Below are 20,011 nucleotides of genomic sequence, written 5' to 3' on the forward strand. Positions count from 1 at the left end.
GCAAGTAAATGATTCAGGTGAGTAAACGTAGCTAATAAGCCTGCTGCCCCAAGTACGAAGGGTATAGCGACTGCCTCACACAGCGGCGCATCTTAACGAATGTTTATAGAGGAAGAGATATGTCTTTAAAATTCAAGTCTATCGCGGCTGTCAGCGCACTGATTGGTACCTTGGCTCTGGTGGGTTGCGGCCCTGCGGAAAAAGATCCAAACCACATTAAAGTCGGCGTAATTGTCGGCGCTGAACAGCAAGTTGCTGAAGTCGCTCAGAAAGTGGCAAAAGACAAATACGGTCTTGATGTTGAGCTGGTCACGTTCAATGACTATGTGTTACCGAACGAAGCACTGAGTAAAGGTGATATTGATCTGAATGCTTTCCAACATAAACCTTATCTGGATCAGCAAATTAAAGATCGCGGCTACAAACTGGTTTCTGTTGGTAACTCATTCGTTTACCCAATTGCGGGTTACTCTAAAAAAATCAAATCATTGGAAGAGCTACAGCCAGGTTCTCAGGTAGCACTGCCAAATGACCCGACGAACCTGGGGCGTTCTCTGTTACTGCTGCAAAAAGTAGGTTTGATTAAACTGAAAGACGGTGTTGGCCTGCTGCCAACCGTACTGGATGTAGTTGAGAATCCTAAAAATCTGAAACTGGTTGAGCTGGAAGCACCTCAGTTACCACGCTCTTTGGATGACCAACAAATCGCGCTGGCGATTATCAACACCACTTACGCTAGCCAAATCGGCCTGACACCGGCTAAAGATGGCCTGTTTGTTGAAGATAAAGATTCACCTTACGTTAATCTGATCGTGGCCCGTGAAGATAATAAAGATGCAGAAAATGTGAAGAAATTCGTTCAGGCTTATCAATCTGATGAAGTTTACGATGCAGCAAACAAAGCCTTCAACGGTGGTGCAGTTAAAGGTTGGTAATGGTTTATCAACTATTTTGCTGAACACAGCGTTAGCTAAATTCAATGTTTGCTAAATATATTGCAAGACGGGCTAAAGCCCGTCTTGTTATTTGCATAATAGATTGCTTCAATAGCGCCTCTTAAATAAAAAGGCTGAGGAATTTCTATGCGTGCGTTACCTCTGTGTCTGTTAGCCCTTTCGCTAACTGGATGTTCCATGCTTCAATCAAAGCCATCCACCACAGATAGCCCTGTTAAACAACCGACTGCGGTTGTCAAAACCAGCCCTACGCCAGCGCCACGTCCGGCACCGGTAAAGCTTTATAAAAGCGCTGAAGAGTTAGTTGGCAAGCCTTTCCGCGATTTAGGTGAGGTGTCAGGTGAGTCCTGCCAGACAACCATGCAGGATTCTCCACCGAGCATTTCAACGGCCCGCAAGCGAATGCAGATTCGCGCCTCTTATATGAAGGCCAATGCGGTCTTGCTGCATCAATGTGAAATCCAAAGTGGTGTTCCCGGCTGCTATCAACAAGCCGTGTGCCAAGGCTCTGCATTGAACGTTTCATCAAAATGAGTGTTTTCTCCTTTAATCAGATTGGGGTTATCCGCTCACCTTATAAAGAGAAGTTTGCGGTACCACGCCAACCCGGTCTGATTGAAGATGGCGGCGGTGAATTGCAGTTCATCCCGCCCTATAACCAGCCCGAAGCCGTACGCGGTTTATCTGACTTCAGTCATGTATGGGTGATATTTATTTTCCATCAGACGATGGAGGGGGGCTGGCGTCCGACGGTGCGGCCACCCCGCTTAGGTGGCAATACCCGGATGGGCGTTTTTGCCACTCGCTCCACTTTCCGGCCAAATCCTATCGGCATGTCGTTGATTGAGCTGAAAGGGATACGTTGCCAGGGCGCAGAGGTGATTCTAGAGTTGGGCAGTTTGGATCTGGTGGATGGCACACCGGTGATTGATATCAAACCCTACTTGCCCTTCGCTGAGAGCCGGCCTCAGGCACGAGCGGGTTTTGCTCAATCAGTACCGGATGCCGACATGCAGGTCTGTTTTTCGAGTCGTGCAGAACAACAGTTAGCAGACCAGCAGCAGCGTTATCCACAATTACGGCGTTTTATCAGCCAGGTTCTGGCGCAAGATCCACGTCCTGCCTACCGCAAAGGTGACCACGAAAGCCGAGAGTATGCTGTTCTACTGCTGGAATTTAACGTGTGCTGGCGAGTGATGGGAAGCCAAACAGAAGTGTTATCACTCGACCCACACTAAATTTTACCCTGCTCTCTTTTGACAACCGGTACTCACTGGTAAACTAAACCACTTTTTACTTTTTTGGCTGCCTCTATTTGTTGCAGCGCTAATGGAACCAAAACATCATGCGTACTAGCCAATATCTGCTCTCCACTCAGAAGGAGACACCTGCCGATGCTGAAGTGATCAGCCACCAACTGATGCTTCGTGCCGGGATGATCCGCAAACTGGCTTCAGGTCTTTATACCTGGTTGCCGACCGGAGTTCGGGTGTTGAAAAAAGTCGAAAACATCGTGCGCGAAGAGATGAATAACGCCGGTGCAATCGAAGTTTCGATGCCGGTGGTACAACCGGCTGATTTGTGGCAAGAGAGTGGCCGCTGGGAGCAGTATGGCCCTGAGCTGTTGCGTTTTGTCGATCGTGGCGAGCGCCCTTTTGTACTTGGCCCAACTCATGAAGAAGTCATTACTGACCTGATTCGCGGTGAGATCAACTCTTACAAACAGTTACCGCTGAATTTCTTCCAAATCCAGACCAAATTCCGTGATGAAGTTCGTCCACGCTTTGGCGTGATGCGTGCCCGTGAGTTCCTAATGAAAGATGCTTACTCTTTCCACACTACTCAGGAATCGTTGCAGGAAACTTACGATGCGATGTATACCGCTTACAGTAAAATTTTTGCGCGTATGGATCTGAATTTCCGTGCGGTGCTGGCAGATACAGGCTCAATTGGTGGCAGTGCATCCCACGAATTCCAGGTGCTGGCTGAAAGCGGTGAAGACGATATCGTGTTCTCAACCGAGTCAGACTATGCCGCTAACATCGAGTTTGCTGAAGCACTCGCACCGTCTGAACCACGCACCGGTGCGACAGAAGAACTGCGTATTATTGATACGCCAAATGCAAAAACCATCGCTGAATTGGTTGAGCAGTTCAAACTGCCGATTGAGAAAACTGTGAAAACCTTATTGGTTCATGCTCACGAAGAGAGTGGCCATAAGTTGGTTGCATTGCTGGTGCGCGGTGATCACGAACTGAATGAAATCAAAGCAGAGAAACTGCCACAAGTTGCTAAGCCACTGACTTTCGCCACGGAAGAAGAGATCCGCGCAGTAATTGGCGCAGGGCCAGGCTCATTAGGCCCAGTTAATTTACAGTTGCCTGTCGTAGCTGATCGCAGTGTTGTGGTGATGAGCGATTTCGGTGCTGGCGCAAATATTGATGATAAACATTACTTTGGCATCAACTGGGAGCGTGATTTGCCGTTACCCCAAGTGGCTGACCTGCGTAATGTCGTGGAAGGCGATATCAGCCCAGATGGTAAAGGCACGCTGCAAATCAAACGCGGTATCGAAGTGGGTCATATCTTCCAGTTAGGTACTAAATACTCGGAAGCGATGAAAGCCACAGTTCAGGGCGAAGATGGCCGTAATCAGGTCATGACGATGGGCTGCTACGGTATCGGGGTTTCCCGCGTGGTCGCTGCGGCCATTGAACAGAATTATGATGAGCGCGGTATTATTTGGCCGGATGCGATTGCACCATTCCAGGTTGCCATTCTGCCGATGAATATGCACAAATCTTTCCGTGTCAAAGAGCTGGCGGAAGAGTTGTATGCCACCCTGCGCTCACACGGTATTGATGTGATTCTTGACGATCGTAAAGAGCGCCCAGGGGTGATGTTTGCCGACATGGAGCTGATTGGCGTGCCACACAATATCGTCATTGGTGACCGCAATCTTGATAGCGAAGAAGTGGAATACAAAAACCGTCGCATCGGTGAGAAGCAGATGATTAAAACCAGTGAGATTATTGAGTTCCTACTGAGCCAAATCAAACGCTAATTAGCAGTTAATTGAATCACCACAAAACCGCTGGCGAGTGAATAGCTACCAGCGGTTTTTTATTGCCGTCACAATCGCCGTTATTTACTGTCGCAGCTCTTGTTCGCATTAAACTGAATATCACCTGCCGGAATCAGCGTCTTATCGGACTGCCCTTCTTCCATTGATGGCCGAATATCAAAATGACCATTGAGCGTCAGGAATACCGGCTCACCGACATTTTTACGCGCGTTTAAATACCCCCTTTCCAAGGCGATATTGTTTTCAACCGGGAAAGTTTTACCGGTTGCACAATCGGTAAATACTGCTGCATCAGCAAAATACTTATACATACCACTTAACGGCATCGGTGTTTTGGGTAATGGCTGATTACTCGGCGTAAGCTGGTAATTGAGGGTAGATTTAATCGGCAGCCCTTGTTGATCAAGCATCACCAAATTTTTACCGACCGGCAGGAAATAACGTTTCTCGCCCTGGCCGTTGGTTAACACTAATTTATCCGCCGTACGCGTCCACTGACCATATTCGGCAAAGGCTTTATCGCCTTCTTGGTTGTCAGCTGAATGCACAACGCCCCGATAAATTTCTTTCAAGACAAATGTTCCATCACTATCAAGGAACAGTGAAGTCTCTAAACCACTGCAATCGGCACAGGGCAACACCCCTTGATAACTTTGCTGCATAGGTTGTAAAGCCTGTTCAACCGGCTGATAGCGATTATTACACCCAAGTAATGACAGCGTACCTACTGCCAAAAACAGCGTTATCGTTAATTTTCTCACAGTTATTCTCCCATACTGTGTGCGACATATAAGGAACGAAGACGCCTGAGCCGCAATACAATGAGGCTCAAGACAGCTATCGGCATCATTCCTGATGAATTTTTCCACGCAACGCTTTGGTCGCGCCTTTACGAACTTTACTCTCGACTCGCCTTATTTTTGAGCCTTTGGTTGGTTTGGTCGCCCGACGAGCCTTTTCCACTACCATTGCCTGACGGATTAATGCCACCAGCCGCGCTAAAGCTGCCTCGCGATTCATATCCTGACTGCGATATTCTTGCGCTTTAATGATAACGACACCATCGGCAGTTACCAAATGGCTATTTAATAACAACAACCTCTCTTTATAGTACTCTGGCAGGCTTGAGGCCTTAATGTCAAAGCGCAGATGAATAGCTGTTGAGGTTTTATTGACGTGCTGGCCTCCCGCCCCCTGCGCCCGGATCGCGGTCAGCTCAATCTCGCTGTCGGGTAGACTGACACTATTCGATATAATCAGCACACTTATTGCCCATTATTTTGCCATTCGGCAAAACTAATTTCCAGATTATTCTGGGCATCTGATAACCAGATAGTCCCCTCTTGCAGCGTCGCCTGTAGTGACATATTACGGTGAGAAAGTGCTGCCAACTTAGCCATCTGGTCATCATCAAGGAAACGCACCCGCAGGTTACGGTGCCCGGATAATTTACCCTGAACTTGTGGCCACCACACTTTAGCGGCACGTTCGCTGTAAGCATATAACACGACCTGCTGTGACTGATTACAGGCTTTGCGCAGACGCTTCTCTTCCGGCAGCCCCAATTCAACCCACAATTCAATGCCATTATGGTCATTATGCCGCCAAATTTCCGGCTCATCGTCAGCGCTCAAACCTTTAGTAAACTGTAAACGCTCGTCAGCATGGCAAATCCATGCCAGTAAACGCAGCATCATACGTTGGTCAGTTTCAGACGGGTGTTGTGCAATAGTCAGGTTAATATCCTGAAAAAAATTACGATCCATATCTGCAATATTAACCGCAGCTTTATGGATGGTTGCTTTTAGTGCCATGTGTGACCTCTTAATTATCTGGTGGACAGTGTACTTGATTACGTCAGTCAACAGCCAGCGCGGTATAAAGAGGATTATTCGTGACATCAATACTAAAAAGAAAGCTTTGTTCTGTCTCTAATATCTCTATCACTCCTGTGCTATAGTCCTTATAAGTTCAGAGTTTATCTTCGTAGGTTGACAGTGTGCCGCTTCCGCTGAGAATCTACTGGGTTAAACTTTTCCAGGAGGATTACTGTGCAGCAATACTGTGAATTAGTACGCCGTTTTTATGCACAAATTGCGAGTGGTGACCAGGGCTACGTGTCAGATGCACTGGGTTGTGTATTGAAAACATTGGACGAAGTTGCGGCTAACGACGCACTCCCGTCCTCCGTTAGGGAACAGGCGGCCTTTGCCGCCGCTAACTTATTGGTGAGCGATTATGTCGATGAGTGAAGAGTATCAACCCATCAATTGTGATGACTACGATAATCTAGAGCTCGCCTGCCAACATCACCTGATACTGACGTTGAAGTTGAGAGGCGGTGAGATAGTAGAAGGGAAGGCCAGTGATCTGCTGCTAAGAAAAAAGGTCGAGTACCTGATTGTCGAACAAGAAGGGGCAGTACGCGAGTTGCGTCTGGACCATATCGCCAGCTTCAGTCACCCCGAGATTGGGACTGTCGTGGTGAGTGCATCATAGTTTCTATTCCATGATATTGACGACGGGCCGCTGAAAAGTGGCCCGTTCTGCATTGACTCGTCTGACTTCTCGCAGCCGTCGTGTTTAAGGTTTTAAACTCGCATAGTAAGCTGCCAAATCTGAAAAATCCTCATCAGACAAATTAGAAACATATGCCCGCATCACTTCAGCCTGCCCACCAGTGCGCCCCCCTTTCTTATACGCTGCCAATGCCTGTTCCAGATACATAGCATTTTGCCCAGCCAGATTAGGATACATCGGTACCGAAACCTTGCCTTCAGCACCATGACAAGCCACACAACTGGCGGATTTAACCCGCCCGGCCTCAATGTCATTTTTTGCCAATACCGAAAAGCTACACAAACTTAATGCCACTAGACTCACGACAAGTTTCATTATTGCTCCTCAAAATAGACCGTTTTATTTATTGTTATTTTATTATTCCGATTTGGCCCAATTAAGATGCCAACACGGTTCACCTTCTTTAGCCTGGCCTGCCTGAGCCACAAATACCCCAGCAGCAGCAATCAATTGTTCGCCAAAATAGAGCAGCGGAATACGTTCCCGTTGCCACGGCGGTACCCCCAACTCTTGCCATATCTTTTTGCTTTGACGTGAATGGTGCCGCCCGACAATATTGATCTCACCCTGTAAACCGAAACGGATGCTGATAACCTCACCGACCGCCGCCGCCCTGACGGTTTGCCCGCCATCAGCAACAAAGCTCAGTACTCCCAGATTAGCCGGTAAAACTAACGGCTGCGGCAATACATCGGTGGCCTTAACTACCTCCCAAGGCAGATGCGGGGTTTTTATCTCCGTCAAAGGAGATAATAGAAATAAATATTGCCGAAAGCGACGAACCTGATACGCCCCAAGCATCAGTTGCGGCTCGGCATCTTGCCGTGCCATTGCGACTTCCAACCATAAACGTTGCAACTGATTCTGTGACGGCATTGACGCCCCCAGCCCCGCCAGCCAACGGCGTAATAAGGCAGCCCGTTTCACCTCTGATGCCAACAATAACCCCTCAATAGAGAGTGAGCCATCAGGACGTTGCAGTTGTTGCAGATTATCGGCCAGTAACTCATCCAACAGTTGTTCCTGCTCGGCACATAGCCCCGCACTGCGCGCTGTGGATTGAGCAAAATGAGGCCAGCGCTGATAAAGCAAAGGTAAGACTCTTAAACGCAGAAAGTTGCGATCAAAACGATCGTCTTGATTGCTGTCATCCTCAATCCACGATAACTGTTGCGCACAGGCGTAGTTTTCTAACATCTCGCGGGAAAAAGCCAGCAATGGCCGCAACAATTGGCTGTGAGCAAATGGCAAGCTGGCCGCCATGCCAGATAGCCCCGCCGGGCCGCTGCCCCGTTTGAGAGCCAGCAGGAAGGTTTCACATTGGTCATCTAAATGTTGAGCGGTGAGTAACACCTCGTCTGCTGCCATATGAGAGGAGAATGCCTGATAACGCGCGGTTCTGGCGGCCGCCTCTACGCCATTTTGGCGCGAGTCAATTTTCACCCGCACCACCTCAAGCGGAACTTGCCATTGTTCACACTGCCGCTGGCAATGTTTTACCCAACTGTCTGCCAATGGGTTTAATCCATGATGAATATGAATCGCGCGTACTTTTAGCTCCGGAATCAGCTGCTCACGTAAACAAACCAACAAATGTAGCAATACACTCGAATCCAACCCACCGCTGAATCCCACCAATACATGGCGATGATCGCCCAATTGCGCGAATAGCGGGTTAAGTAACACATTAGGCATAAGGGCGGCTGAGTTCATGTCATTCCAACGTCATTTCGTATAGCTCCAGAGGTAAACCATCTGGGTCAGTAAAGAAAGTAAAACGTGATTGGGTATAGGGATCAATGCGAACCGCTTCGCAAATCACACCGTCAGCCGCCAGTTTGTTGACTGCCAGCTCGATATCATCAACCTGGAAAGCCAGATGGCGCAGGCCACAAGCCTCAGGGCGGCTAGGCCGTCCTGCTGGGGAAGGGAAGGAAAATAGCTCAACCGTATATTGCCCGTTTAAAGCTAAATCTGCTTTCCACGAGTCTCGCGCTTCGCGGTAAACCTCACTCATCAGCGTGAACCCCAGCACCTCGCAGTAAAATCTTTTGCTGACCTGATAATCTGAGCCAATGATCGCAATATGATGAATCTGACGTATTGCTAGCATGTATTACTCCAATTTAATCATTAGTCTTCAGCACATTGACCCAATAACGGCCATCATCGTCGCGTTTGGCACCATGAATATCCGTTTCAAATCCAGGGTAATGCGCGCCGATGGCACACAGCATCAGCAGGAAATCCAATACCGCACGGCTCTCTTTGCTGATCATTTCCCCCGGCATCACCAGCGGAACGCCCGGTGGATAAGGCAGGATCATGTTAGCAACCACTTTACCTATCAAGTCACTCATTTCACAGGCTACTATGTTACCGCGGATCTGTTGTTGGAACATATCGTATGGCGTCAGTTTCATCTCTGGCAGCACGTCAAAAGACTGGCGCATTAAACGCGGTAAATCATGTTGACGGATCAATTTATGGATACTGGCGGCCAAGTCCTGAATACGCATATGACGATAGAAATCAGGATCTTCTGCAAACAGGTCTGGCAGCATGTTTTTAACCCGCAAATTAAGATCATAAGCACGCTTGAACTCCATCAGGCCGCGTAATAAGCTCATTGCCTTGGTTTTATCAATACCAATACTGAATAAAAACAGCAAATTATACGGGCCGGTCTTTTCCACCACCACACCGCGTTCATCCAAAAATTTAGCCACCAATGCTGCGGGAATGCCTTCTTCTTCAAGCTCCCCCTGGCGGCTCATACCCGGTGTCAGGATGGTCACTTTGATCGGGTCCAGATACATATGATCAGCATCCGCATCACTGAAACCATGCCACTCTTGCCCTGGCTGTAGCGGCCAGCAAGCTATTTCATCAATATTATCCGGCTGCCAGACATCAAAGAACCAATTATCACTTTCCGAGCGTAAACGCCGCACCTCGTTGCGAAAATGCATTGCCCGCTCAATTGAGCGCATAATCATCCGCCTGCCCGGTTGACCACGCATCATGGCTGCGGCCGTTTCCATCGACGCAACAATAGCGTAATTCGGTGAAGTGGTGGTGTGCATCATATAAGCTTCATTAAAAGTGCCTTCATTGTAGTCACCTTTAATATGAATCATTGATGCCTGAGAGAATGCGGCCAGTAATTTATGCGTCGATTGCGTTTCATAGAATACTTTTCCTGTCATCCGCTCACCACTCATACCACTTTTCCCCTCATAGATTTCATGAAAGTTCGTGTAGGGCACCCAAGCAGAATCAAAGTGAATGGAGGGAACATCCAACGTCTGCTTAATATAATCAGTATTATAGAGTAACCCGTCATAGGTCGAATTGGTTATCACCGCATGTACCGGCCAGTGCGCATTGGGGGTCTGAGCCACTTTCTCGCTGATACTTTCGTGGGTAAATTCACGCTGGGGAATGCCGCCTAAAATACCGTAAGCATTACGGGCTGGGCACAAATAAATAGGAATAATATTAGTCATCATCAATAGATGAGTCAGCGACTTATGGCAATTACGGTCAATCAGCACGGTGCTACCGGAAGGTGCGGAGTACATCCCGACGATTTTATTTGCCGTTGATGTCCCGTTAGTCACCATATAGCTCTGTTCCGCATTAAATGTCCGAGCGATATATTCTTCAGCGTCCAGATGCGGCCCACTGTGATCTAATAATGAACCGAGTTCAGTGACTGAAATCGAAACATCAGCCTTGAGGGTATTAGCACCAAAGAAGTCATAGAATAAACTGCCCACCGGGCTTTTTTGAAATGCAGTCCCCGCCATATGACCAGGGGTACAGAATGTGTATTTCCCTTCTTTGACATAATTAAATAATGCCTTGGTTAAAGGCGGCGTAATGCTATCCAAATATTCAGCGGTATATTGTTCAATATGCTGTGCAATATCTTCTGCCGCACTCAATGCATATTCAAAGAAATAAAGCGCCATGCGCATTTCATGCAGGCTGACATCCAGTGAGGAAGTGGTATTGATAAATGAATAAATCGGGAGATATTCATTTAGCTCATTGATTTCAGCACAAAGATCAGCACTGTACTGATCCCAATCGAAAATCACACCAATAATCCGCGCATTATGTTCGATCAACTTGAGCAGATCGCCGCGATCCTGAGGATAGACCAACTGAAAACCTCTGGTCAGCAGGGCATCATTTAGCTCACGAATGGGTTCATCTTTATAGTAAACCCCCATCGGCCCCATGATAGCGATGATGTTCATCTGTAATCCTCATATTGTTCATCAATTATCTATAACAACATGAAAATTAAATTTTTGCCAAAAGTATTATGAAGTTAGATATTATTACTCGCGGCTTATAAACAAAAAATCCGACCCATAATATAAGGATCGGATTTCAATATCTCACTGAATCGCCCGGTAATACGGGCATGATTAATCAGCAATAACCATAAGTCATCAGACGCTGATAACGACGATTTAATAACTCTTCATTATTAAATACATCCAGATCAGTGAGGTCAGCCAGCAATTGAGCTTTCAGTGAAGCCGAAATTGCCGTGTAATCACGGTGTGCGCCACCGAGAGGCTCAGGGATAACCGAGTCGATCATCTTCAATTCTTTCAGACGATGAGCCGTAATGCCCATTGCTTCTGCGGCTAATGGTGCTTTATCGGCACTTTTCCACAAAATTGAGGCACAACCCTCTGGGGAGATAACGGAATAGGTGCTGTATTGCAGCATATTCACTTTATCGCCCACACCAATTGCCAATGCGCCGCCAGAGCCGCCTTCACCAATAACGGTACAAATAATGGGTACATTCAGACGCGACATTTCACGCAGGTTACGTGCAATCGCCTCAGACTGACCACGTTCTTCCGCGCCGACCCCCGGATACGCTCCTGGCGTATCAATGAAAGTGATGATTGGCAGCTTAAAGCGCTCAGCCATCTCCATCAGACGTAATGCCTTGCGATAACCTTCCGGCGCAGGCATCCCAAAGTTACGACGGATCTTCTCTTTGGTTTCGCGGCCTTTCTGATGACCAATGATCATCACCGGGCGACCATCCAGACGAGCAATACCGCCAACGATGGCTTTATCGTCAGCATAAGCACGGTCGCCTGCCAACTCTTCGAAATCAGTAAAGATATTAGCGATATAATCCAGGGTATAAGGACGACGAGGATGGCGTGCCAGTTGGGCAATCTGCCATGCGCCGAGGTCCGAAAAAATCTTCCGCGTCAGCTCAACACTTTTCTCACGCAGACGCTGGACCTCTTCATCCAGATTAATATCTAATTTTTCGTCTTGACGGCTGACTGCGGTCAGCGAGTCAATTTTCGCTTCCAGCTCTGCAATCGGCTGTTCAAAATCAAGAAAATTCAGACTCATAACATTCCTATTTTAGTCAAATTCCAGTTCTACCTGCTCATTACCTACCAACGTTCGCAAATCTATCAATAAGCGATCGGTGGGCGTCACGCGCCATGTGGCTCCAAACCGCAGCCGGGCGCGAGCATCTTCCCGTTGGTAATAAAGGTGCACTGGGATCGTCCCCGCTCGATGGGGTTCCAACGACTGACGGAGACGGTTCAAAAGCTGGTCATCAATTTGCCTGTCGGTCAGCGATATAGCAAGCCCACGGGCATATTTTTCACGAGCTTCACTGATGTCCATTAACTCACGGGCGGTCATTTTAAGTCCACCACTAAAGTCATCAAAGCTGACCTGCCCGGTGGCTATCAGGATACGGTCTTTTTCCAATAAATGCTGATATTTTTCCAACGCATCGGTAAATAGCATCACCTCCAGACGGCCAGAACGGTCATCCAGCGTACAAATGCCAATACGATTACCACGTTTTGTTACCATAACCCTTGCAGCGATGACCAGCCCCACCGCAGTGGTCATTTTGCCCCGATCCGTCGGATGCATATCTTTTAAACGCAGCCCGCCGGCATAACGTTCTATTTCCTTCAGATATTGGGTAATCGGATGACCGGTCAGATACAGCCCCAGCGTCTCCCGCTCACCGTCTAAAACTATCTGCTCTTGCCACGGCGGCACATTAGCATAAGATTGCTCAACCTGCTCAGGTGCATCCGCTAATACGCCAAACATATCTGCCTGACCAATGGCTTCGGCCTTAGCATGTTGATCCGCTGCTTTCAGCGCTTCGCCCAGCGAGCTCATCAAGGCAGCTCGGTGCGGCCCTAAGCGGTCAAAGGCACCTGACATGACCAGTTTTTCTAAGATTCGCCGATTCAGTTTTTTGGTATCAACGCGAGCGCATAAATCAAATAACTCTTTGAAGTAGCCGCCCTCTTTACGCGCGTCCAGAATGGCCTCGATCGGCGCTTCACCGACGCCCTTAATTGCGCCGATGCCGTAAACAATTTCACCCTCATCGTTTACATGGAAATGATACAAGCCGCTGTTGATGTCTGGCGGCAGTATTTTCAGCCCCATACGCCAACACTCATCCACCAAGCCAACCACTTTATCGGTGTTATCCATATCCGCAGTCATAACCGCTGCCATAAATTCAGCCGGATAATGGGCTTTTAACCATAGCGTTTGGTAGGAAACCAGAGCGTAAGCGGCGGAGTGAGATTTGTTAAAACCATAACCGGCGAATTTTTCCACCAGATCAAAGATCTTAATCGCCAGTTCTCCGTCAATCCCCTGCTCTTTCGCCCCATCTTCAAATACCGAGCGCTGTTTAGCCATTTCAGCCGGGTTTTTCTTACCCATTGCACGACGCAACATATCTGCGCCACCGAGTGAGTAACCCGACAGAACCTGTGCAATCTGCATCACCTGTTCCTGATACAAGATGATGCCATAGGTTGGCTCCAGCACTGGTTTTAGGCATTCATGCTGCCATTCAATATCTGGGTAAGAGATTGCTTCGCGACCATGTTTACGGTCAATAAAGTTATCTACCATCCCAGATTGCAGTGGGCCTGGGCGGAATAACGCCACCAGTGCTATCATATCCTCGAAGCAGTCAGGCTTCAGGCGTTTGATCAAATCTTTCATGCCCCTGGATTCAAGCTGGAATACCGCCGTCGTTTCCGAACGTTGCAGCATATCAAAGCTTTTTTTATCTTCCAGCGGAATGGAAGCAATATCAATCGGTTCCAGACCGGTTTTGGCACGCCGGGCATTGATCATCTCCAGCGCCCAGTTAATGATGGTTAAGGTGCGCAAACCAAGGAAGTCAAACTTCACCAGGCCGGCATATTCCACATCATTTTTATCGAACTGAGTAACCGGGTTTTTACCTTCAGCATCGCAATAGAGCGGTGCAAAATCGGTAATTTTGGTCGGTGCAATAACCACCCCACCGGCGTGTTTACCGGCGTTACGTGTGACACCTTCCAGCTTACGCGCCATGTCGATAAGCGCCCTGACCTCTTCGTCTGCCTCATAGATTTCAGGCAGTTGCGGTTCAGCCGCAAAGGCCTTCTCCAGCGTCATCCCCGGATCCGGTGGCACCAATTTTGAGATGCGGTCGACGAAACCGTAAGGATGCCCCAGCACACGGCCCACATCGCGGATCACCGCTTTCGCGGCCATTGTACCGAAGGTAATTATCTGGGAAACGGCGTCGCGGCCATACATTTCGGCCACATGTTCTATCACCAGATCGCGTTTCTCCATACAGAAGTCAACGTCAAAGTCCGGCATTGAAACACGTTCGGGGTTGAGAAAACGTTCGAACAGCAGGTCAAATTCCAGCGGGTCCAAATCGGTAATTTTTAGCGCGTAAGCCACCAGAGAACCTGCACCTGACCCTCGCCCCGGCCCGACCGGTACACCATTATCTTTCGACCACTGGATAAACTCCATAACGATCAGGAAGTAACCGGGGAACCCCATCTGGTTAATAACCTTTAGCTCAATATCGAGCCGTTCGTCATACTCTGGCCGTTTTTGTGCTCGCTCTTCAGGATCAGGGAAGAGCAACTCCAGACGCTCTTCCAGACCTTGCTTCGATTTCTCAACCAGAAAATCTTCCGTACTCATATCGCCAGTCGGGAACTGTGGTAAGAAGTATTCCCCAAGGCGAATGGTCACGTTACAACGTTTGGCGATTTCAACGCTGTTGAACAGCGCTTCAGGAATGTCCGCGAATAGCTCGCACATCTGCGCCTCATCGCGCATAAACTGCTGAGGGCTATAGTTTTTAGGTCGCTTAGGATCGACCAATGTAAAACCGTCATGAATAGCAACGCGGATCTCATGAGCGTCAAAGTCAGATTCATCGATAAAACGCACATCATTGGTGGCTACAACCGGCAAGCCGCGTTCCGTCGCCAATGCGACTGCGGCATGAAGATAGTTCTCTTCGTCTGGCCGACCGGTACGGATTAACTCCAAATAGTAGCTGTCAGGGAAATGCTCTTGATAAAAATCAAGGCACAGGTCAACCTGCACCTGATTGCCACGCAACATAAACTTGCCGACATCCCCCATCCGGCCACCGGAGAGCAGAATCAGCCCTTCTTTATGCTTAATAAGCCAGTCGCGATCAATGATCGGGCCAGCAGCGCCATAACCACGTTGATAAGCTTCGGATATCAGTAAGGTGAGGTTTTGGTAACCGTCATTATTACGGGCCAATACGGTGAGGTGAGCCAACTCATCACCCAGAATTTCACTTTGCACATAGAAATCTGCGCCAATGATGGGTTTAATCCCTGCACTGTGGGCGCTACCGTAGAATTTTACCAGACCACACAAGTTGGTAAAGTCGGTAATGGCCAGAGCGGGCATACCTAATGCAGCAGCTCTCTTCACCAAGGGCCCAATCTTGGCTAATCCATCGATCATGGAGTAATCGCTGTGAACACGCAGGTGGACAAAACGAGGTTCGGCCATATCCAGATACCAGAAATTAGTGGATTGAATCATATCCTGAGCAACTTATTGCCAAGGAGTCATACCCATATATTATGGATGTTGCTTGGTGATTTACACCAGACCCAGCACACGCTTGACCGGGCCAAAGCTACGCCGATGATGTTCGGTGGCCCCTAAAGCCGCTAGTCTTTCCAGATGAAAGGCGGTTGGGTAACCTTTGTGCTGTGCGAAACCATATCCAGGAAAACTCAGATCCAATTCAGTCATTTCGCGGTCTCGCGTCACTTTAGCCAAAATAGACGCGGCACTGATCTCTGCGACACGGCTGTCTCCTTTGACTACTGCCAATGATGGCATAGCCAGTTTTGGGCAACGGTTGCCATCAATCAGCACATAATCAGGTGCAATATGTAGCCCTGCAACGGCTCTTTGCATTGCGAGCATTGTCGCGTGCAAAATATTCAGTTGATCAATTTCTTCAGGTTCAGCACGGCCCAGGCTCCATGAGAGAGCCTTGTCGGTAATTTCATCATAAAGAGATAAACGGCGCTTTTCACTTAGCTTTTTTGAGTCAGCTAAACCCACGATTGGCCGTTTAGGGTCGAGAATGACCGCCGCAGTCACAACCGCCCCGACTAAAGGGCCACGACCCACTTCATCCACACCCGCAATCAGATTAGCCTGTGGATATATAAAGATATCGTTCATCACCCTGCCAACTCCAATACGGCCTGCGCTGCCTGTTCATCTGCACCACAGCGGATGCTCTGATGTAAAATCAGGAAACGCGCTTTTAACGCCTCAACGGCATCGCTACCTTGTAATAAGGGTAAAAGTGCATCAGCCAATTTTTGCGGCTGACACTCTTGCTGCAACAGTTCGGTGACTAACTCTTCGCCAGCCAACAAATTAGGCAACGAGACGTAAGGGGTTTTGACCAGCCGCTCGGCCAACCAGAATGTGAAGGGCTTCATGCGGTAACCAACCACCATCGGACACTTGGCCAACATACATTCTAGCGCGGCAGTACCGGAAGCCAGCAAAGTGGCATCACTGGCAATCATCGCCACACGAGCCTGGCCATTCAATAAATGTACCGATAAGCCAGGGGCAACCTCAGCCTTAATGCGTTCGAATTGATCGCGCCGCTTATCATTGACCAGAGGAACCAACACCTCCAACTCAGGTAAATGCTGCCTCAGGATGACGGCTGTGCGCAGAAAATCGGCACTGAGCATTTCCACTTCTGAGTGGCGACTACCCGGCAATAACGCTAAACAAGGTGCATGTGGCGCTATTCCAAGCTCTGCTCTTGCAGCCTGCTTATCCGGCGTCAGCGGCATGGCATCTGCCATTGTGTGACCGATAAAACGGCAGGGAACGTTAAAACGATCGTAAAACGCTTTTTCAAAAGGAAGAAAAGCCAATACCATATCGGTTGCTTTACCAATTTTGAAAACACGCTTTTGTCGCCAGGCCCAAACTGATGGGCTGACATAATGGATGGTTCGGATGCCACGTTGCTTCAAGCGCCCTTCAAGGGTGATATTGAAATCTGGCGCATCGATACCGACGAAAACATCTGGCGAGAGTTCGCTAAAGCGTTGAGTCAGATCTTTTCGGATCTTTAATAAGCGTGGCAGGCGTTCTAATACTTCCACAACCCCCATCACTGCTAACTCTTCCATCTCATACCAGGCTTCACATCCCTCGGCTTGCATCAGAGGCCCGGCAACCCCAACAAAGCGGGCATCCGGAACCTGAGCTTTCAGCGCACGAATCAATCCTGCACCTAAGATATCGCCGGAGGTTTCCCCGGCGACCAAACCGATGGTTAAGCGACGCCCGCTATTCGACGGGCGATCAACAACTAATGGGTTATTTTGCATAGATTAGCGAATAATACCGCGGGTAGAACGGGCAAAGAAATCACTGAATGCCTTCACTGCCGGAGACTGTTCCGCCAGTTCAGCAATTTCTGGTTTCACTTCATCCAACGTCCGGCCACTGCGATACAACAACTTATATGCATTACGGATAGCATGGAGAGATTCTTTGTCGAAACCGCGACGTTTTAACCCTTCAATATTGATACCAAATGGTGTTGCATGGTTACCCTGAGCAATGACATAAGGCGGTACATCCTGAGCAACGCCAGAACACCCCCCCACCATCACATGCGCACCAATCACACAGAATTGATGGATAGCAGTCATTCCGCCAATAATGGCAAAATCGTCAATTTCCACATGACCACCCAAAGTTGCATTGTTCGCAAGAATGCAACGGTCACCAATGATACAGTCATGGGCGATGTGGGCATTAATCATCAGCAAATTATCGCTGCCTACTTTAGTCAATCCACCACCTTGTACAGTGCCACGGTGGATAGAGACACTTTCACGGATGCGGTTGCGGTCACCAATCTCAACGCGAGTAGGTTCGCCAGCATATTTCAGATCCTGATTTGCTTCACCAATAGAGGCAAACTGGTAAATCTGATTGTCACAGCCGATTTTAGTTATACCATTAACAACGACATGGGATTTTAGTTCCGTGCCTGCGCCAATTTCCACCTGAGATCCTACAAAGCAGAAGGGGCCAATACGAACACCGGCACCAATAATGGCACCTTCTTCGACGATAGAACTTGGATGGATAATGGCGGTTTTGTCAATCACGTATCAGGACTCCTTGCTACGAGCACACATCATAGTCGCTTCACAAACAATTTTACCATCGACAGTAGCCACACCTTTAAAGCGGGTCAGTCCACGGCGTGTTTTTTCGAAAGTCACTTCCATAATCATCTGATCGCCAGGCACTACTGGGCGCTTAAAACGGGCTTCATCAATACCAGCAAAATAATAAAGCTCACCCGGTTCAAGTTTACCCACGCTTTTAAACGCCAGAATACCAGTAGCCTGCGCCATCGCTTCTAAAATCAGCACGCCTGGGAAAATAGGCTTACCGGGGAAATGGCCTTGGAAAAATGGCTCGTTAAACGTGACATTCTTCACTGCACGCAGAAATTTTCCTTCCTCGAAATCAAGGACGCGATCCACCAGCAAGAACGGAAAACGGTGCGGGAGTAGATCCAAAATCTCTGCAATGCCCAGAGTATGAGTGTTAGTAGTCAAAATACTCTTCCTGTCTAAAAAATAATGCTATCAACAACACGGCCTGCGCTGCCCCAAAAGGGAGGCATTAGGCAGGCCGCAAATTAAGAACTCTGTATATCCGTCGAACCTGAAGTGACAGCAGTTTAGCTGCGCATATACACCGAATCACTTGCCTGAGTATGTTCATCAGGATGATGAGATTCAGTAGAAGCTCACCCTGCGGGCCAGCGCAAGTGCTGCTCAAAATGGTTTACAACCAATTTGGTACCTCCCTGCAAACTCCAATTTCTTTGAGTATCTACTTTTGGCATCAACTGCCAATAAGCTTGATTATTTGATCAGAGTGTCGGGCTTGAGTGGCTATTCTTTATCGATTTTACGCTCTACTGCTTTTAAGCGTTTATTAATTCCATCAATATTCATCACTAAAGCCGCTGTCTTGCGCCACACTTTATTGGGTTGTAATGGAATGCCGGAGGAGTATAACCCAGGTTCAGTGATTGGCCGCATCACCATTCCCATTCCGGTGATTGTGACTTTGTCACAGATCTCCATATGACCATTGATCACACTGGCACCACCAATCATGCAATAGCGACCAACTTTGAGGCTACCGGCCATGATAACACCACCTGCAACTGCGGTATTGTCGCCAATAACAACGTTATGTGCAATCTGACATTGGTTGTCGATGATGACACCATTGCCAATAATCGTATTATCCAGCGCGCCACGGTCAATCGTGGTACAGGCGCCAATCTCAACACGGTCACCAATATGCACCGAGCCGAGCTGTGGAATTTTTATCCAGTTGCCGCGATCATTTGCATAACCAAAACCATCTGCACCAATGACCGTACCGGATTGAATCAGGCAACTCTTCCCGATAATAACGTCATGATAAACGGAGACATTGGCCCATAAACGGCTACCAGCACCAATGTGAGTATTTTTGCCAATAAAGCAACCCGCCCCGATAATCGTATTATCGCCCAGTATGACACCGGACTCTATCACTGCATTTGCACCAATAGAAACTCGTTCCCCCAGTGTTGCCTGTGGGGAGATCACCGCACTCGGCGCGATATCCTGAGCCGGCTGAGGAGTGGTATCCATTATCTGCGCCATGCGCGCATAGGTTAAATAAGGGTTTTTAACCACTAAAGCCGCAGATTTACAAAAAGGTAAATCTGCCTCAGTTAACACTACAGCACCGGCATTGCAGGTTGTGAGTTGTTCCTGATAGCGGCTATTTGACAAAAACGTGATTTGCGAAGGCTCGGCAGAATGCATAGAAGCGATGCCGGTGATGACAAGTGAGCCATCACCGAACACCTGTGCATCCAACTGCTGGGCTAAATCAGCCAGTCGAATTGAAAGCATGT

General features: G+C 48.3%; 20 protein-coding genes. 6 read left to right on the top strand and 14 right to left on the bottom strand.

The genetic code is table 11. The features are described from left to right. Positions 1-119: 119 nt before the first annotated feature. The 4 genes from AT01_RS07715 (at position 120) to proS (ending at position 4,020) form a co-directional block, all read left to right on the top strand. A complete protein-coding gene (locus AT01_RS07715; RefSeq protein ID WP_004704304.1) occupies positions 120-935 on the top strand; it encodes a MetQ/NlpA family lipoprotein in 816 nt (271 codons plus the stop codon). A gap of 147 nt (positions 936-1,082) precedes the next feature. Then, positions 1,083-1,490 carry an Rcs stress response system protein RcsF gene (gene rcsF / locus AT01_RS07720; protein ID WP_042546710.1) on the top strand — a complete coding sequence of 136 codons (408 nt, stop codon included), beginning with the start codon at positions 1,083-1,085 and terminating at the stop codon, positions 1,488-1,490. Further along, positions 1,487-2,194 (top strand): tRNA (N6-threonylcarbamoyladenosine(37)-N6)-methyltransferase TrmO, encoded by a 708-nt coding sequence (tsaA, locus tag AT01_RS07725; protein WP_042546711.1) that lies wholly within the window; start codon positions 1,487-1,489, stop codon positions 2,192-2,194. The genes rcsF and tsaA overlap by 4 nt, the downstream gene beginning before the upstream one ends. Positions 2,195-2,301: 107 nt before the next feature. Further along, positions 2,302-4,020, top strand: coding sequence for a proline--tRNA ligase (proS, locus tag AT01_RS07730; RefSeq protein ID WP_004704307.1), 1,719 nt, complete (start codon positions 2,302-2,304; stop codon positions 4,018-4,020). Between the two features lie 80 nt (positions 4,021-4,100). On the opposite strand, the gene nlpE is transcribed toward proS, so the two are convergent. From nlpE to AT01_RS07745, 3 genes are all read right to left on the bottom strand, one after another. Next, entirely contained in the window at positions 4,101-4,802 is a 702-nt protein-coding gene (gene nlpE, locus AT01_RS07735) for an envelope stress response activation lipoprotein NlpE (protein ID WP_042546712.1), read from the bottom strand. An 85-nt stretch (positions 4,803-4,887) separates the two neighbouring features. After that, positions 4,888-5,304 carry an alternative ribosome rescue aminoacyl-tRNA hydrolase ArfB gene (gene arfB, locus AT01_RS07740; RefSeq protein WP_004704311.1) on the bottom strand — a complete coding sequence of 139 codons (417 nt, stop codon included), beginning with the start codon at positions 5,302-5,304 and terminating at the stop codon, positions 4,888-4,890. Between the two features lie 2 nt (positions 5,305-5,306). Next, on the bottom strand, positions 5,307-5,855 hold the full coding sequence (locus AT01_RS07745) for a YaeQ family protein (protein ID WP_004704313.1): 549 nt from the start codon (positions 5,853-5,855) through the stop codon (positions 5,307-5,309). A gap of 237 nt (positions 5,856-6,092) precedes the next feature. Here AT01_RS07745 and AT01_RS07750 point away from each other — a divergent pair, with 237 nt between their 5' ends. After that, positions 6,093-6,293 (top strand): YaeP family protein, encoded by a 201-nt coding sequence (locus AT01_RS07750; protein WP_004704314.1) that lies wholly within the window; start codon positions 6,093-6,095, stop codon positions 6,291-6,293. Continuing rightward, positions 6,280-6,540, top strand: a complete 261-nt coding sequence (gene rof, locus AT01_RS07755) for a Rho-binding antiterminator (RefSeq protein WP_042546713.1) — start codon at positions 6,280-6,282, stop codon at positions 6,538-6,540. Before AT01_RS07750 ends, rof begins: the two co-directional genes overlap by 14 nt. Before the next feature lie 84 nt (positions 6,541-6,624). On the opposite strand, the gene AT01_RS07760 is transcribed toward rof, so the two are convergent. The 11 genes from AT01_RS07760 to lpxD all read right to left on the bottom strand — a co-directional run bounded on the left by AT01_RS07760 (position 6,625) and on the right by lpxD (position 20,009). Next, positions 6,625-6,939, bottom strand: coding sequence for a c-type cytochrome (locus AT01_RS07760; protein WP_042546714.1), 315 nt, complete (start codon positions 6,937-6,939; stop codon positions 6,625-6,627). A 39-nt stretch (positions 6,940-6,978) separates the two neighbouring features. Next, on the bottom strand, positions 6,979-8,316 hold the full coding sequence (gene tilS / locus AT01_RS07765) for a tRNA lysidine(34) synthetase TilS (RefSeq protein WP_391592602.1): 1,338 nt from the start codon (positions 8,314-8,316) through the stop codon (positions 6,979-6,981). A 19-nt stretch (positions 8,317-8,335) separates the two neighbouring features. Next, positions 8,336-8,734: a VOC family protein gene (locus tag AT01_RS07770; protein WP_042546716.1), complete on the bottom strand. Its 399-nt coding sequence runs from the start codon at positions 8,732-8,734 to the stop codon at positions 8,336-8,338. A gap of 13 nt (positions 8,735-8,747) precedes the next feature. Continuing rightward, the gene (locus tag AT01_RS07775; RefSeq protein WP_042546717.1) at positions 8,748-10,889 is read right to left on the bottom strand and encodes a lysine decarboxylase LdcC; all 2,142 of its coding nucleotides are present in this window, start codon (positions 10,887-10,889) and stop codon (positions 8,748-8,750) included. Between the two features lie 178 nt (positions 10,890-11,067). Then, complete coding sequence (gene accA, locus AT01_RS07780; RefSeq protein ID WP_004704326.1) at positions 11,068-12,027, bottom strand: acetyl-CoA carboxylase carboxyl transferase subunit alpha; 960 nt, start codon at positions 12,025-12,027, stop codon at positions 11,068-11,070. A 12-nt stretch (positions 12,028-12,039) separates the two neighbouring features. After that, positions 12,040-15,522 (bottom strand): DNA polymerase III subunit alpha, encoded by a 3,483-nt coding sequence (gene dnaE / locus AT01_RS07785; protein WP_042548544.1) that lies wholly within the window; start codon positions 15,520-15,522, stop codon positions 12,040-12,042. Positions 15,523-15,615: 93 nt separating this feature from the next. Next, the gene (gene rnhB, locus AT01_RS07790) at positions 15,616-16,212 is read right to left on the bottom strand and encodes a ribonuclease HII (RefSeq protein ID WP_042546718.1); all 597 of its coding nucleotides are present in this window, start codon (positions 16,210-16,212) and stop codon (positions 15,616-15,618) included. Then, positions 16,212-17,393 (bottom strand): lipid-A-disaccharide synthase, encoded by a 1,182-nt coding sequence (gene lpxB, locus AT01_RS07795; protein ID WP_042546719.1) that lies wholly within the window; start codon positions 17,391-17,393, stop codon positions 16,212-16,214. Before lpxB ends, rnhB begins: the two co-directional genes overlap by 1 nt. A 3-nt stretch (positions 17,394-17,396) precedes the next feature. Continuing rightward, positions 17,397-18,185 carry an acyl-ACP--UDP-N-acetylglucosamine O-acyltransferase gene (lpxA, locus tag AT01_RS07800; RefSeq protein ID WP_004704332.1) on the bottom strand — a complete coding sequence of 263 codons (789 nt, stop codon included), beginning with the start codon at positions 18,183-18,185 and terminating at the stop codon, positions 17,397-17,399. Between the two features lie 3 nt (positions 18,186-18,188). Further along, entirely contained in the window at positions 18,189-18,644 is a 456-nt protein-coding gene (fabZ, locus tag AT01_RS07805) for a 3-hydroxyacyl-ACP dehydratase FabZ (RefSeq protein WP_004704335.1), read from the bottom strand. A 342-nt stretch (positions 18,645-18,986) separates the two neighbouring features. After that, positions 18,987-20,009, bottom strand: coding sequence for a UDP-3-O-(3-hydroxymyristoyl)glucosamine N-acyltransferase (gene lpxD / locus AT01_RS07810; protein ID WP_042546720.1), 1,023 nt, complete (start codon positions 20,007-20,009; stop codon positions 18,987-18,989). Between the last annotated feature and the right edge of the window lie 2 nt (positions 20,010-20,011).

Source organism: Yersinia aldovae 670-83, assembly GCF_000834395.1.
Classification (GTDB): Bacteria; Pseudomonadota; Gammaproteobacteria; order Enterobacterales; family Enterobacteriaceae; genus Yersinia; species Yersinia aldovae.

Bases quoted from the DNA above. Each gene is read 5' to 3' on its own strand.
- AT01_RS07775 (WP_042546717.1), bottom strand. From the start codon at position 10,889: ATGAACATCATCGCTATCATGGGGCCGATGGGGGTTTACTATAAAGAT.
- dnaE (WP_042548544.1), bottom strand. From the start codon at position 15,522: ATGGCCGAACCTCGTTTTGTCCACCTGCGTGTTCACAGCGATTACTCC.
- lpxB (WP_042546719.1), bottom strand. From the start codon at position 17,393: ATGCAAAATAACCCATTAGTTGTTGATCGCCCGTCGAATAGCGGGCGT.
- lpxD (WP_042546720.1), bottom strand. From the start codon at position 20,009: ATGCTTTCAATTCGACTGGCTGATTTAGCCCAGCAGTTGGATGCACAG.
- tsaA (WP_042546711.1), top strand. From the start codon at position 1,487: ATGAGTGTTTTCTCCTTTAATCAGATTGGGGTTATCCGCTCACCTTAT.
- accA (WP_004704326.1), bottom strand. From the start codon at position 12,027: ATGAGTCTGAATTTTCTTGATTTTGAACAGCCGATTGCAGAGCTGGAA.
- AT01_RS07770 (WP_042546716.1), bottom strand. From the start codon at position 8,734: ATGCTAGCAATACGTCAGATTCATCATATTGCGATCATTGGCTCAGAT.
- rnhB (WP_042546718.1), bottom strand. From the start codon at position 16,212: ATGAACGATATCTTTATATATCCACAGGCTAATCTGATTGCGGGTGTG.
- AT01_RS07745 (WP_004704313.1), bottom strand. From the start codon at position 5,855: ATGGCACTAAAAGCAACCATCCATAAAGCTGCGGTTAATATTGCAGAT.
- rcsF (WP_042546710.1), top strand. From the start codon at position 1,083: ATGCGTGCGTTACCTCTGTGTCTGTTAGCCCTTTCGCTAACTGGATGT.
- rof (WP_042546713.1), top strand. From the start codon at position 6,280: ATGTCGATGAGTGAAGAGTATCAACCCATCAATTGTGATGACTACGAT.
- tilS (WP_391592602.1), bottom strand. From the start codon at position 8,316: ATGCCTAATGTGTTACTTAACCCGCTATTCGCGCAATTGGGCGATCAT.
- proS (WP_004704307.1), top strand. From the start codon at position 2,302: ATGCGTACTAGCCAATATCTGCTCTCCACTCAGAAGGAGACACCTGCC.
- AT01_RS07715 (WP_004704304.1), top strand. From the start codon at position 120: ATGTCTTTAAAATTCAAGTCTATCGCGGCTGTCAGCGCACTGATTGGT.